The 13,943-nt window shown below is 72.0% G+C and carries 10 protein-coding genes and 1 pseudogene; 8 read left to right on the top strand and 3 right to left on the bottom strand.

What is annotated here, in order from left to right; all coding sequences use genetic code 11:
• Window positions 1–70 precede the first annotated feature (70 nt).
• Entirely contained in the window at window positions 71–2,179 is a 2,109-nt protein-coding gene (locus IEY93_RS33065) for a glycosyl hydrolase family 28-related protein (protein WP_229691676.1), read from the top strand.
• Between the two features lie 150 nt (window positions 2,180–2,329).
• Here the strand turns inward: IEY93_RS33065 and IEY93_RS33060 are convergent, their stop codons facing one another.
• Entirely contained in the window at window positions 2,330–3,709 is a 1,380-nt protein-coding gene (locus tag IEY93_RS33060; protein ID WP_189167107.1) for a glycoside hydrolase family 6 protein, read from the bottom strand.
• Window positions 3,710–3,931: 222 nt separating this feature from the next.
• Window positions 3,932–4,393 (bottom strand): winged helix-turn-helix transcriptional regulator, encoded by a 462-nt coding sequence (locus IEY93_RS33055; protein ID WP_189167106.1) that lies wholly within the window; start codon window positions 4,391–4,393, stop codon window positions 3,932–3,934.
• 98 nt (window positions 4,394–4,491) lie between these two features.
• Between IEY93_RS33055 and IEY93_RS33050 the strand changes: the two genes are divergently transcribed.
• Window positions 4,492–5,169: an SDR family oxidoreductase gene (locus IEY93_RS33050; protein ID WP_189167105.1), complete on the top strand. Its 678-nt coding sequence runs from the start codon at window positions 4,492–4,494 to the stop codon at window positions 5,167–5,169.
• A 242-nt stretch (window positions 5,170–5,411) separates the two neighbouring features.
• Window positions 5,412–6,482 carry a glycerophosphodiester phosphodiesterase family protein gene (locus IEY93_RS33045; protein ID WP_189167104.1) on the top strand — a complete coding sequence of 357 codons (1,071 nt, stop codon included), beginning with the start codon at window positions 5,412–5,414 and terminating at the stop codon, window positions 6,480–6,482.
• Window positions 6,483–6,768: 286 nt separating this feature from the next.
• Here the strand turns inward: IEY93_RS33045 and IEY93_RS33040 are convergent, their stop codons facing one another.
• Window positions 6,769–7,593, bottom strand: a complete 825-nt coding sequence (locus tag IEY93_RS33040) for a cellulose binding domain-containing protein (protein ID WP_189167103.1) — start codon at window positions 7,591–7,593, stop codon at window positions 6,769–6,771.
• A gap of 568 nt (window positions 7,594–8,161) precedes the next feature.
• Between IEY93_RS33040 and IEY93_RS33035 the strand changes: the two genes are divergently transcribed.
• The 5 genes and pseudogenes from IEY93_RS33035 to IEY93_RS33015 all read left to right on the top strand — a co-directional run.
• A complete protein-coding gene (locus IEY93_RS33035) occupies window positions 8,162–11,299 on the top strand; it encodes an AfsR/SARP family transcriptional regulator (protein ID WP_189167102.1) in 3,138 nt (1,045 codons plus the stop codon).
• Window positions 11,300–11,362: 63 nt separating this feature from the next.
• Window positions 11,363–11,722, top strand: a pseudogene (locus tag IEY93_RS33030) (DUF5753 domain-containing protein); the annotation flags it as partial.
• Entirely contained in the window at window positions 11,715–11,915 is a 201-nt protein-coding gene (locus tag IEY93_RS33025) for a DUF397 domain-containing protein (RefSeq protein ID WP_189167100.1), read from the top strand. The pseudogene IEY93_RS33030 and the gene IEY93_RS33025, both read left to right, overlap by 8 nt.
• A gap of 443 nt (window positions 11,916–12,358) precedes the next feature.
• Entirely contained in the window at window positions 12,359–12,550 is a 192-nt protein-coding gene (locus IEY93_RS33020) for a hypothetical protein (protein ID WP_189167099.1), read from the top strand.
• A 252-nt stretch (window positions 12,551–12,802) separates the two neighbouring features.
• A partial coding sequence (locus IEY93_RS33015; protein WP_189167098.1) for an FAD-dependent monooxygenase occupies window positions 12,803–13,943 on the top strand: 1,141 nt, incomplete at its 3' end.

Here is a 13,943-nt window from a genome sequence, read left to right as displayed (position 1 = left end):
TGGTCACCTCACCTCACAGCGCTCGCTCGGGCGCGTTGAGGGCTCACCCCCCGAGAGAAACGAGCGTGCGATGACACGAAGCGGCACCGAGGCCGTGACGAGGAGGCCGGGACGACGGCGGCGAAGGGCGGTGGGCGCGCTCGCCCTGGCAGGAGCCGTGCTCGGTGCCCTGCTCGGCGGCGGCCCGGCCGCCGCCGACGGCGCGGCCCGCGCCACCGGTACCGGTTCGGCGGTCGGCGCGGCAGCCGGCGGTAAGGGCGGCGGCGGGCCGGTGGTGACCCGGGCCGGGCTCGACCCGGCGCTGGTCGCGGGCCGGGGCGCCGACGTCGCGTTCACCGAGCAGGAGGCCGAGAACGCCGTGACCGACGGCACGGTCATCGGCCCCGACCGCACGGCGTACACACTGCCCGCCGAGGCGTCCGGCCGCAGAGCGGTCCGGCTCACGCCCGGGAAGTACGTGGAGTTCACCCTGCCGCGCGCGGCGAACGCGATCACCGTGCGCTACAGCATCCCCGACGCGCCGGGCGGCGGCGGCATCACCGCGCCGCTGGAGGTGACGGTCAACGGCCGCGCCAAGAAGACCATGACGCTCACCTCGCAGTACTCATGGCTGTACAACCAGTACCCGTTCAGCAACGACCCCGGCGCCGGTCTGCTGCACCCGGACTGGTGGATCACCGAGTGCTCCTGCGTCCCGGCGGCGACGACGCCGGCCCCGGTGATCGCCAAGCCGTTCCGCCCGAGCCACTTCTACGACGAGCAGCGCCTCCTGCTCGGCAGCACCTACCGTGCGGGCGACAAGGTGCGGCTCACCGCCCCGGCCCGCGGCGCCGCCGCGTGGACGGTCATCGACCTGCTCGACTCCGAGCTGGTCGGCGCGCCGCACGTACGTCTCGTCGCGGCGAACGTGCTGGCGTTCGGCGCCGACCCGTCCGGCCGCCGCGACTCGGCTCCCGCGTTCGACCGGGCCATCGCCTACGCCAAGCGCAAGAACCTCACGGTGTACATCCCGCCGGGTACCTACCAGGTCAACCGGCACATCGTCGTGGACGACGTGACGATCGAGGGCGCCGGCAACTGGTACACGATCATCAAGGGCCGCGAGGTGGCGCTGGAGACCCCCGCCCCCGATGGCTCGACGCACACCGGAGTGGGCTTCTACGGCAAGGACGCCGCCGCCGGTGGCAGCAGGAACGTCCACCTGTCCGGGTTCGCCATCGAGGGCGACGTGCGCGGGCGCATCGACGACGACCAGGTGAACGGCGTCGGCGGGGCGATGAGCGACTCCACGATCGAGGGCCTGCACATCCGGCACACCAAGGTCGGCATGTGGTTCGACGGGCCGATGCGGAACCTGCGCGTCCGGAACACCATCATCGTGGACCAGATCGCGGACGCGCTGAACTTCCACACCGGGGTCACCGACTCGGTCGTCACGAACACCTTCGTGCGCAACACCGGGGACGACGGCCTGGCCATGTGGTCGGACAAGGTCGCGAACGCGCGCAACACCTTCGCCCGCAACACCGTGCAGACGCCGGTGCTGGCCAACGGCATCGCCGTCTACGGCGGCACCGACACCACCCTCTCCGGCAACCTGGTGGCCGACCCGATCAGGGAGGGCAGCGCCATCCAGGTCGGGTCCCGCTTCGGCGCCGAGCCGTTCACCGGGTACCTGCGGATCACGGACAACACCACGGTCCGCGCGGGCACCTACGAGCTGAACTGGAACATCGGCCTCGGCGCGATCTGGTTCTACGCCCTGGAGCGCAGCATCGACGCCGACATCGAGGTGGCAGGGGACCATTTCCTGGACAACACCTACAACGCGATCATGCTGGTCAGCGAGTGGTCGGTGCGGGACCTGTACTCCATCGGCGACGTGCGGTTCAAGGACATCCGGGTGGACGGCACGGGCACCTCGGTGGTCAGCGCCCGGGTGAAGGGGTCGGCGTCCTTCGAGAACGTGGACGCGCGCAACGTGGGCGCGGTCGGGGTCAACAACTGCGGGGCGTTCGGCTTCCCGGCCACCGGCTCGGAGTTCTCGCTGACCGATCGCGGCGGCAACGACGGCGGCGGCACCGCGGGCCCCTGGCTGGCGCCCTGGCTGCTGCCCAACACCATCACCTGCGACGACCGTCCCCCCGTCGTGCCGCCCCCGCCGCCGTCCGCCTGGTGAGGAGCAGGCAGCGCGAGGACGTCCCGGTCCCGCCCGCGCCCTCACGCGCGGGCGGGCCGGGCGCACCGGAAGTGACGGCGTCCCGGCCCGTTCCGTGAGGTCATGGCCGGTGCGGCCCCGGCACGCCCGGGGCCAGGGCCATGGCCGGGGTCACAGCGGGGGGTAGGCGTTGCGGACGAGCATCAGGAACTGCTCGTGGTGCCAGTCGCCGGCGGCCGGCGCGTTGCGCAGCGCGTTGGTCTGCACACTCTGGTCCCAGCGGTTCGGCCTGGACGGGTCGCACATCGGATCGACCAGCCGGTCGGTGCCCGGAGGCAGCAGCGGCCCGCCCGCCCCGTCCGACTCGCCCGGCGGTTTGATCCACAGGTAGGCGTCCACGCCGGGCAGCGGGCCGGCGACCGGACGGGCGCCGAGCCCCGCACCGTTCTGGTTGCAAGGGCTGAACCGGTGCGGCCGCCGGTCGAGACGGCTCTCGTTCACATAGGTGTCGAGATCGGCCGAGGTGCTCACCGCGGCCGGCCGGTCCGGGCCGCCCCAGCCGTTTCGCGAGGTGTCGATGACGGCGCCGAGGGAGGTCGGGAAGCCCCTGGCGATGAGCGCCTGCCGCATCGCCGTGGCGTAGTCCCGCTCGCCGAAGTACGGGTTCCCTTCGTAGAAGCGGGCCGACCTGACCGGCGCGCCCCCGACGTTCAGCTCCGGGTTCGGCAGGAAGGGCTCCAGGGTCGGGATGTAGTCGGCGACGTTGGTGGCGATGCCGTCCAGGGCGCGCAGCCCGGCCGACGTGCCCTGGACGGTCGCGGTCACCAGGGCGGCGAGCGGCGTGAAGGTGTTCTCCCAGCCGGTCCACCCGGCGTGCGCGACGTCCAGGTAGGTGTAGACGTTGGGCAGCGTCGTGAGCGTGTCGAGCGCGTACCTGATGCCGGCGATGTAGACGCCCGACTGTGCCGCCATCGTGCACGAGAAGGTGTTCAGGCCGGTGACCAGGTAGGCCAGGGAACGCGGCTCGATGATGGTCGCCACGCGCAGCGACTGGTACTCCGGCCGCGCCACGATGGCGGCGATCGGGTCGATGAACTCGGTCTTGTAGCGCTGCAGCCCGTTCTCGGACGCGTGCAGCTCGGCGTCGGAGACCGTCGACCAGCAGTTCTTGTCCGGCAGGTCGTACAGCACCAGCGTGATGTACCCGGCCCCCTGCTTTAGGGCGGCGTCCAGGTGGTCCGTCAACGTCGCGATGTCGGCGATGCGGTCGAGCCAGACGGCGGTGGGGACGTTCCGCAGCGTGCGGATGCGGTCGGCGTCGGCCCCGCCCACGGCGGCGGCCGAGGTCTCGACGTGCCCGGCCCAGCCGGCGTCGACGTAGCCCTTCACCCCCGCGAAGGGATTGTCCACCGGCACCACGGGTGCGGGGTTCGCCGGGGCGGCCCTGGCCGCGGTGCCCATTCCGACGGCCAGCAGGGTGGCCACGAGTGTCGTCGCCGCTGTCAGGATGCCGCGCGCTGATCGGTTCCAGCCGAATCTCACGATGATCACTCCACCACGATGAGGGGACCGTCCTGCCGGGGGCGGCCTGCGGACCGTCCCCGTGCGCGAGTGGTTTCAGATTCGGCGGGTTAGCGCGGCCTGTACAGCGGGCGGACGCCGCGTCCGGCCGTGACCGTGTGACCGGTGGGACGCGCAGGTGAGGCGGGGCCCGGGACCTCGGGAAACGTGGCGTGGTGGGTGGGCGGGTGCAGGAGGAGGGCGGTGAAAGATTCAGCTCGGGGGCCGGGTCACGACGGTGACCTCTTCCCGGGGCACCGCGCGGCCGGACGGGTCGACGAAGGACACCGACAGCGGCTCGCCGGTCTGGGCGTGGCGGTACTCGACGTACGGAGTGCCCTGGCGCGGCCGGTGGACCTCTCCCCACTGGCGCAGGGCCGCGAGGACGATGGACAGATCGCGGCCCGCCTGGGTGGGGTGGTAGCCGTAGCGGGATCGCTTGCCCGGCTCGCTGTAGGGGCGGCGTTCGAGCACGCCCGCCTCGACCAGCGAGGCCAGCCGGTCGGTCAGCAGGTCGGTGGAGATGCCGAGGTTAACCTGGAAGTCACCGAAGCGGGTGGCGCCCAGGAGTGCTTCGCGCAGGATCAGGACCATCCATGGGTCCTCGAAGACGTCGAGGCTGCGCTGGATCGCGCACTCGGCATCGAGCAACGCTTGGCGAGTCGTCCTTCTCATGAGCACATCCTACTCTTACTTGTTTTTTCCAAGCGAGCTGCTAACTTGGAGTTGCCAAGCCAGAAGACGTCGGCAGACCGTTCAAGGAGATGATCGATATGAGGCTCGACAACGCCGTGGCCGTGGTGACCGGCGGCAACCGCGGGCTGGGCCGCGCGTTCGTGACGCAGTTGATCGAGCGCGGCGCCAAGGTGTACGCCGCGGCCCGTGACCCCGAGAAGGTCGACGTGCCGGGCGCGGTGCCGCTGCGGCTGGACATCACCGACCCCGCCTCGGTCGAGCAGGCGGCGAAGGTCGCCGCCGACGCGACCTTCCTGATCAACAACGCGGGCATCTCCACCGGCAGCAGCCTGCTCACGGGCGACCTCGCCAACATCCGCCTGGAGATGGAGACGCACTTCTTCGGCACGCTCTCCGCCGTCCGCGCCTTCGCGCCGGTCATCGAGAGCAACGGAGGCGGCGCCATCCTGAACATCTGCTCGGTGCTCTCGTGGGTGCACCTTCCGCGGACCGGCGCCTACAGCGCCGCCAAGGCCGCCGAGTGGGCCATGACCAACGCGCTGCGCGGGGAACTCGCCTCGCAGGGCGTCCAGGTGTCGAGCCTGCACGTCGGCTACATCGACACCGACATGGCCGCCCACCTCGACGTGGAGAAGGTCACCGCCGAGTCCGTCGCCACGGCCGGGCTGGACGGCGTGCTCGCGGGCACCACCGAGATCGTCGTCGACGAGGTCACCCGCAACGTCAAGGCGAATCTCGCCAACCCGGCGGCCTGACGCTCCGGCGAATCCGGGCAAGCCCGACAGAACTGGCGAAACCCGACGGAACCAGAAGATCCTCCATCCTTCGTCGGGTGTTCGCCCACCGGCCATGCTTGATCGGCAGGTTGGACCAGTGGCACCGAGGAGGCCGCCCGCGGAACGCTCCGCGGCGGCACCCCGGGCCGCTGTTTTGACCGCCGCCGTGCCGCTCCCATCGGACCCGGCACGCCTTCTCGCGTGGAACGAGTCACACAACCATGATCGGTATTCGCTCGGCCGCCGCTGCCGCCGTCCTCGCCGGCCTCGCGGCCGTGGCCGCACCGGGTACGGCGCTGGCCGACCCCGGGGTCTCCGGCCACCACCCCAAGAGCTTCGACCTGCAGGCACACCGCGGCGGGCTGGGGCTGGTGGTGGAGAGCACGCTGGACTCCTTCGCCAACGGCCTGCGCGTCGGCGTCAGCACGCTGGAGCTGGACCTCCAGATCACCGAGGACGGCAAGGCCGTCGTCACCCACGACCGCAAGGTGGACGGCCGCAAGTGCCGTGACACCGGGCCGGTCACCCCCGGCGATCCCGAGTACCCCTACGTCGGCAAGTACATCAAGGACCTCACCCTCGCCCAGGTCTGGTCACTCGACTGCGGCTCGACCCCGCTGCCGGAGTTCCCCGGCCAGCGTCCCTCGCCCGGCGCGCGTATGCCGCTGCTGAGCCAGGTCTTCGACCTGGTCAAGCGCTTCCGCGCCAACGACGTGATGCTGAACGTGGAGACCAAGGTGGAGGCCGGCGCACCGGAGCAGACCGCGCCGCGCGAGCAGTTCGTCCAGGTCGCCGCCGACGAGATCCGCCGCGCGCACATGAAGAACCGGGTCACCATCCAGAGCTTCGACTGGGGCTCGCTCATGCGCATGCGCCAGGTGGAGCCGCACCTGCCGCTGGTGGCGCTCACCAACTACGACTTCCTGCAGACCGGGCAGCCCGGCGCCTCGCCGTGGCTGGGCGGCATCGACATCGACGACTTCGGCGGCGACCCGCTGAAGGCGATCAAGTCGTTCGGCGCCTCGGCGTTCTCGCCCGTCCACGGCTTCCCGCAGAACGGGAAGATCACCGACCCCGGGTACCGGCCCTACGTCACCAAGGCCATGGTGGACCAGGCGCACGCGCTCGGTATCAAGATCATCCCCTGGACCGTCGACGACGAGCCCACCATGAACAAGCTCATCGACGACGGGGTGGACGGCCTCATCACCGACTACCCCGACCGGCTGCGCGGAGTGCTCGCCACACGCGGCTTCAAGCTGCCCAAGCAGTACGACGGCCCGCGCGCCTGACCCGCCGCCCGTCCTGTCTTGCCCTGCTCGTGGGCCCGTCGCGTGCAGGGCATCGGCCAGGCGGCGTGCGTACCGTGCCCGTGGCACGCCTCGGCTCGGCGAAAGCCGGCCGGGGCGTGCGGGCTCGGCACGGCAGGGCGCCCGCGGGACTCCCGCGCCATGGCGAAAGCCTGGCCGAGGGTGCCCGCGGACGCTCATGGCCGTGGTTCCGTGGCCGGCCGACCCCCGTCAGGGCGCGGGCGCCGGCGGTACTCGGGTCACGGGCCGCCGAGTAGTGCGCGGCCGGTCACTTCGCGGGGGGAGCGGGTGTCGGAGTCGGCAGGTCGTTGTCGGACTCGGTGGCCTGCCACAGCACGGCACTGCTGCCGCTGATCTGGCTGCTGCGCGAGTCGAAGGTGGCCGTGCCGTTCTCCGTGTCGGCGTCCTCGGCCGCGGTCACCGTGATCAACTGCGGGACGTTCCAGTTGGCCGGGGTGAAGGTGATCGACCCGGACTGGCTGAGGTCGGCGTCGCCGTACACCCGCGCGGTGCCGACGGTGACGTTGCCCGGAGGCTGCCGGCTGAGGGTGACCTGGACGCTCGCCGACCGCCCCTCGCGCACGGTGATCGAGGCCGGCGAGATCAGGATGCGCAGCGGTGCCGGGGGCGTCGGTGTGGGGCTCGGGCTCGGCGACGGGCTCGGCACCAGAGTGACCTTGCAGGACACGCCGTTCAGGGTGAAGGCCGTCGGCGGCGGGTTGCTTCCGGTCCAGGCGCCGTTGAACCCGATGGTGAACGAGGTGCCGGACGGCCCCCAGGCGTTGCTCTTCGCCGTGACGTCGGCGCCGGACTGGCTCCACTGGGCCAGGAAGCCCGACGTGACCTTCTGCGATCCCGGGAAGGTGAAGTTCAGCGTCCAGCCGGGGGTGACCGGCTCGCTGTTGCGGATGTCGAGCATGGCGAGGAAGCCGCCCGCTCCGGTGCCCCACTGGTTGACGGTGTAGGTCACCTCGCACGCGGGCGCGGCCCGCGCGGCGGTCATGGTACCGAGTATCAACCCGCCCGCGAGCAGCGTCGTCGCCGCCGCCACCGCCCCGATGCCGCGCGCTGCTCGATTCCTGCCGAGTTCCATGAGTCGCTCCTTGAGCTGGAAGGGATGAAGGGCGGCCGTCGGCACACACTCGCCCGCGTACGTGAGGGCCGCTCGCTTAACAGATTCAGCGCGTGCTCACCGCGGTGTACAGCGAATTTCAGGGCGACCACCGGGCTCGCGCGCCCCCAGATGGACGGGCGAGCCCAGGATCTCGGCGGACATGTCAGGAGATGTCCGGAACTGGCCACGCAGCGAACGAGACCGATATGAAATTTTCAGCACCACCCAGGACCAGAAGTCGTGCGGCACCTGGTCAACCGGGGTGCGGCGGCATCGGAACCCGAGCAAGCCGGTCGCACCTGCTGTGGGCTGGGGCCGGTACGAGGGCCGGGCGAACCGGGTTCCGTGTGCCTCCGGGACCGGTACGGCGCGGGTACGGGCGGTCGGGTGGCGTGGCCGACCGGTCCTGCGCAGGGCGGCACTGGGGGAGTCCCGCCGGGCGGGCGTGTCCGGGGGCGACTGGGGATGGCCGAACGGGCCGCCGGTCCGCTCGGAAGGGACGGGTTCGGCGCGGAGGACGGGTGATCCGGGGTAATACGATCGATTGGTGCGGTTCGGCATCCTCGGGCCGGTCGAGGTGCGTACGGAGGCGGGGGAGCCGATCCCCGTGGCCGGTCCCCGGCCGCGTGCGCTGCTCGCCCTGCTCCTGCTCGACGCCGGTCGGCCGGTCAGCGTGGCGCGGCTGATCGACGGCCAGTACGGCGACCGGCCGCCCGCCGACGCGGCGGGCGCCGTCCAGGCCCATGTGTCCCGGCTGCGCAGAGTGCTCCCTCCCGGCACCATCGAGTTCCACGACGCGGGCTACCGGCTCGCCGCCGACCCCTCGGACGTCGACGCGCACCGCTTCGAACTGCTGGCCCGCGAGGGCCGCGAGTGGGTCGCGGCCGGCCGGTACGACCAGGCCGCCGCCGTGCTGCGCGAGGCGCTCGCGCTGTGGCGCGGCCCGGCCCTGGCCGACGTGGCGGACGCGCCGTTCGCCCCGCCGCAGGCGTCCCGGCTGGAGGAACTGCGGCTGTCGGCCCGCGAAGACCTCGCCGAGGCCGAGCTGGCCCTGCCCGCGGGCACCTCCTCCGCCGAACTGCGGCGGCTGGTGGCCGCCCACCCGCTGCGCGAGCGCCTGACCGGCCAGCTCATGCGGGCCCTGCACGCCGAAGGGCAGCGAGCCGCGGCGCTCGCCGTCTTCGCGGACGCGCGGCGGCTGCTCGCGGACGAGCTGGGCGCAGACCCCTCGCCGCAGCTCTCCGCGCTCCACCTGACCCTCCTGCGCGAGGGTGACGGCGGCGGCGACGCAGGCGAGGTGCGGCGGCGCGCGCCGTCCCGGCTGCCCGCGCCGCTCACCGGCTTCGTCGGACGCGAGGACGAGCTGGCCCGCATCGACGCGCTCCGCGACCGCCGCCTGGTCACCCTGACCGGCCCCGGCGGCACCGGCAAGACCCGGCTCGCCGTCGAGGCCGCCCGCCGCCAGGGGCGGGAGACCTGTTTCGTGGACCTGTCGGCCGCCGCCGACGACGGCCGGATCGCCCTGGCGGTGCTCGCGGCCCTCGGCCTGCGCGAGACGGGGCTGCACTCGTCTCTGACCGGCGGCGGCGACCCGGAAGAGCGGCTGCTCGTGGCGCTCGCCGACCGCGAGCTGCTGCTCATCCTGGACAACTGCGAGCACCTGGTCGCGGGCGCCGCCGCGCTCACCCGCCGGCTGCTCGACGCCTGCCCGTCGCTGGCCGTGCTGTGCACCAGCCGCGAGCCGCTCGGCATCACCGGCGAGACCCTCGTCCCGGTGCCGCCGCTCGCGGTGCCGCCCCCGGGCACGGACGAGGCCGCCGCGCTCGGTTATCCCGCCGTACGGCTGTTCCTGGAACGGGCCGCCACCGTGCGGCCCGGCGTGACGATGCGGCCGGAGTTCGCCGAGATCTGCGTCGCGCTGGAGGGCCTGCCGCTGGCCATCGAGCTGGCGGCCGCGCGGCTGCGCGCGTTCGACGCCGGCGAGATCGCCGCCCGGCTGGCCGAGCACGGGCGTTTCGCCCTGCTGTCCAAGGGCGACCGCACCGCCGCCGCGCGCCACCGCACCCTGCACGCGGTGGTGGACTGGAGCTGGAGCCTGCTCACGCCCGAGGAGCAGGCGCTCGCCCGCCGGTTCTCGGTGTTCGCCGGCGGCGCCACTCTTTCTGCCGTCGAGCGGGTCTGCGGCTCCGCCGAGCTGCTCGCCGACCTGGTCGACAAGTCGCTCGTCGAGGCAGAAGGCGGGCGTTATCGCATGCTGGACACCATCCGGCTGTTCTGCGCGCAGCGGCTGGAAGAGTCGGGCGAGCAGAGCCGGGTGCGGTCCGCGCACGCCGCCTGCTACCTCGACCTGGCGCGACGCGCCGACCCCGGGCTGCGCCGGGCCGAGCAGCTCGACTGGCTGGCACGACTGTCGGCCGAACACGCCAACCTCGGCGCCGCGCTGCGTCACGCCGCCGAAGACGAACCCGAGAACGGGCTGCGGCTGGTCGCGGCGCTGTCGGCGTACTGGTGGCTGAGCGGGCGGCGCGGCCAGGCGACGTCCTTCGCGCTCCGCCTGCTCGACCGGTTCGGCGCCGAGCCGCCCGCCGGGCTTGCGGAGGAGTACGTCCTGTGCGTGCTGCAGACCGTGCCGCACGCCACCCCGGAGCGGTGGGCGCGCGCCGAGGAGATCATGCGATCGCTGAGCGGAGCGGTGCGCTACCCCTTCCTCAACGCCCTGTGGGGGATGGCCGCCGGGCCGCCCGGCGCCGGGGACGTCGACCGGCGGGCGCGGATGCTCGGCGCCGACCCGTGGAGCAGGGCCACCTCCCGGCTCGGCGAGTCGCTGCTGCTCCTGATCGACGGAGAGACCGCCGGCGCCGAGCGCGGGCTGGCGTCGGCGCTGGCCGCTTTCGGTGACCTCGGGGAGCGGTGGGGCATGGCCCAGGCGATGGAATGGCTCGGGCTGATCGCCGGCCGGCGCGGCGAGTGGGAACGGGCGAGGCGGTTGTGGGCGCGGGCACTCGACCTGCACGAGCAGCTCGGCGCCCTGGACGAGATGGTGGACGTACTGTGGCGCAGGGCCGCCGGCCTGATGCGTGAGGGCGACCTCGCCGCGGCTCGCGCCGACCTGGACCGTGCCGCCGACCTGGCCCGGGTCACCGGCCCGGCAGGCCGGTCCCCGTCCGTGGAACTCGGCTTGGGCGAGCTGGCCCGCCGGTCCGGGGACCACGACGAGGCCCGGCGACGCTACGACGCGGCCCTCTCGGCCGCGGGCGGCGGCTTCGGCGCCGACGGCATCAGGACGGCGGTGCACACCGCGCTCGGCCGGCTGGCCGAGGCCGAAGGCGACCGCGCCGAGGCCGAGCGGTACCACGGCGAGGCGCTGCGCCTGGCCCGCACGACGGGAGCGGCGGCGGCCGACCTCGCCGACGTCGCCGAGGGCTGCGCGGGAGCGGCCCTGCTGACCGGCGCGGGGGAGCGGGCGGCCTTCCTCCTCGGCATCGGCGTGGCGCTACGCGGCACGGCGGTCGCCGGCGACGCCGACGTGGCCCGGGTCGCCGCCGGCGCCACCGACCTGATCGGCCCCCACGCCTTCGCCACCCACTTCGCCGCAGCCGCCGCCCTCCCCCACCCCCAAGCCACCCAGGCCCTAGCACCTGAGACCGTGGCTAGAAGAAGAGGAAGACGCCGAAGTACTTCGTAGTTGAGCGTGCGTACGCCTCAGACTGGAGAAGGCCGGGGATGAGGATGGGCTCCCAGGGACAAGCCTCCGACGACCACCTTCCTCATGGACGAGGCAGTGATTCGACGTCGCATCGGCGGCGCGGAAGTCATGCGGGAGCAACTGCGGTTTCTGCTGGAGGTCGCCCACCGGCCCAACGTGACCATACAGATCGTGCCCTGCGATGCCGACGAACACTGCGGGCTGGCAGGCGGGTTCATCATCGCCGAACGGAACGGAGCCGCGTACGCCGCCTACTCGGACGCCCAGCCGAGCGGGCGGACCGTAAACGATCGCCAGACCATCGCTCAGCTCGCCGCCAGGTATGACATGGTGCGTGCTGAGGCTTTACCGTTCAAACAGTCACTCCGCCTCATACAGGAAGTGGTGAGCCAAAGTGGGTGAGCTTCGGGACGCACAGTGGCGCAAGAGCACCTACAGCACGGACAACGGCAACTGTGTGGAGGTCGCATCCAACCTGCCGAGTCTGGTCGCGATCAGAGACAGCAAGAACCCGGACGCCCCGGCCCTGGTCCTCACGCCGGCCCAGTGGTCAACGTTCCTAATCGGCCTCAAGACCGGCGTACTGGACGTCTGATCCCTCGGACCGGCTATCACATTGGGAGAGCCCTCGCTCACTCCGCAGGGCTCTTCCCTGTTTCCGGATCACTCATGTTGATCCCTGGAGCGTCGGCTGCGGCTGAAACGGTGGGAAAGTGCGTTCCATGGTGGCTACCATGGAGCCACACGAAGTTGATCACGGTCAACTGGGCGGCCCCGTCAGGGGCCGCATTTTCGTGTACGCGGCGGGAACACGTGGATGACAGCCGTGTCCTGTCAATTGGCAAGTCTGCCGCCCCTTGACCGCGCGCTCCACGTCGTCATGCTGCGGCCGTTGCGCCAGCGGTCACCTGGATCGGAGGTCGTGATAGCCGACCACCGTCAAGGTAGACCGCATGGCGCCCGTCCTGGCCGTGGTCGAGGTGGTTAACACCTTTGCGGGCCGAACCGCTGGCCGCGTGCGTATTGCTGAATCGGTGCGTGACCAACGCCGCCAGCACCAACGAAGTCGCCGTGGTCCTGACCGAGCAGGGGCACAGCGTCCTGGCCACCCGCCTCCCTCGCCTTGAGCTGTACGCCCAGAGCCACGGCGCGCCCATCGTGGCCACCGGCACCGCCTACGCCCAGGCCGCCGCCGAGTTCTCTGCCCTTGACCCCAGGGTGACCGCATGACCCCCAAGCGCCGAGGCGGCATGGCCGCCGCCTCACGGAGGAGCTGGCTAAGCGGCTGCTGGCAGAGCTGGGACAGCCTGTGACGGTGTTGCATGACGGCCGCCGCCAGGACTCCGCGGGCACGGCCGCATGCCCAGCCGGTTGGCCGCAAGGGGGCGCGGCCGCCCGCTGCGGGCGTCGGCCGACACGGGGGTGGGGGAGTGTCGGTGGGGTGTCGGTGCCGTGTCGGCGGGGGGCGGGAGGGTCGGGGGCATGGAGAACACGAACGTTCTGATCTCGGGTGCGGGTGTCGGCGGGCCGGCGTTGGCGTGGTGGCTGCGTCGCTACGGGTTCGGCGTGACCGTCGTGGAGAAGGCTCCGGGTCCGCGCCCGGGCGGGCAGGCCATCGACTTCAAGGGTGAGGACCAGCTGTCGGTGCTGCGGCGGATGGGCATCCTCGCGGAGGTGCGGCGCAGGCAGACCGGCGGCGCCGACGTGCGGATCGTCGACGCGGACGGCCGGCAGATCACCGTGCTGCCGGGTGAGTTCACCGGCGGCGACGTGGAGATCCGGCGGGGCGACCTGTCGGAGATCCTGTACGACGAGAGTGTGGCCGCGGGCTGCGCGTACATGTTCGGCGACTCGATCACCTCGCTGACCGACACGGCGGACGGCGTCCATGTGACGTTCGAGCGCGGCGCTCCCCGTACGTTCGACCTGGTCGTGGGCGCGGACGGCATCCACTCCAACGTCCGGCGGCTGGCCTTCGGCCCAGAGCGCGACTTCGTGAAGTTCCTCGGGTACTACTACGCCCTGGCCGAGCTTCCGCCGGGCGGGCCGGACGGCGATGGGGACGGGACGGGCTTGATGTACAACGAGCCGGGGCGGATGGTCTCGCTCGGCGGCCCCAAGGCGCCCGCGTTCTTCGTCTTCGCCTCGCCGGAGCTCACCTACGACCGGTACGACGCCGAGGAGATGAAGCGCCTGGTGATCGACGCCTATGCCGGGATGGGATGGCGTACACCGGAGATCCTCGCGCGGGTGCGGGAGGCACGGGACCTGCACCTCGACACGATCAGCCGGGTGCGGACCTGTCGGTATGCGCAGGGTCGCGTCGCGCTGCTCGGGGACGCGGTCTCCGGCAACACGCTGGGCGGGTTCGGCACCGGCATCGCGGTGGTCGGCGCGTACGTGCTGGCCGGTGAGCTGGCGATGGCCGGTGGCGACCACCACGCCGCCTTCGGCCGGTACGAGGAACTGATGAGCCCGTACGCGAAGGTCGCGCGCAGCGGCGGCAACGCCGGCGGTTTCCTGGCCCCGGCTTCGCGCGCCGGGATCTGGATGCGCGACCAGCTCTTCCGGCGGAGTCTGCTGCTGAAGATGATGCTCAAGATGACCGACATGTTCGCCACCA

The organism is Sphaerisporangium melleum (assembly GCF_014646695.1).
Taxonomy (GTDB): Bacteria; Actinomycetota; Actinomycetes; order Streptosporangiales; family Streptosporangiaceae; genus Sphaerisporangium; species Sphaerisporangium melleum.
This window is presented reverse-complemented; position numbering and strand designations above follow the sequence as displayed.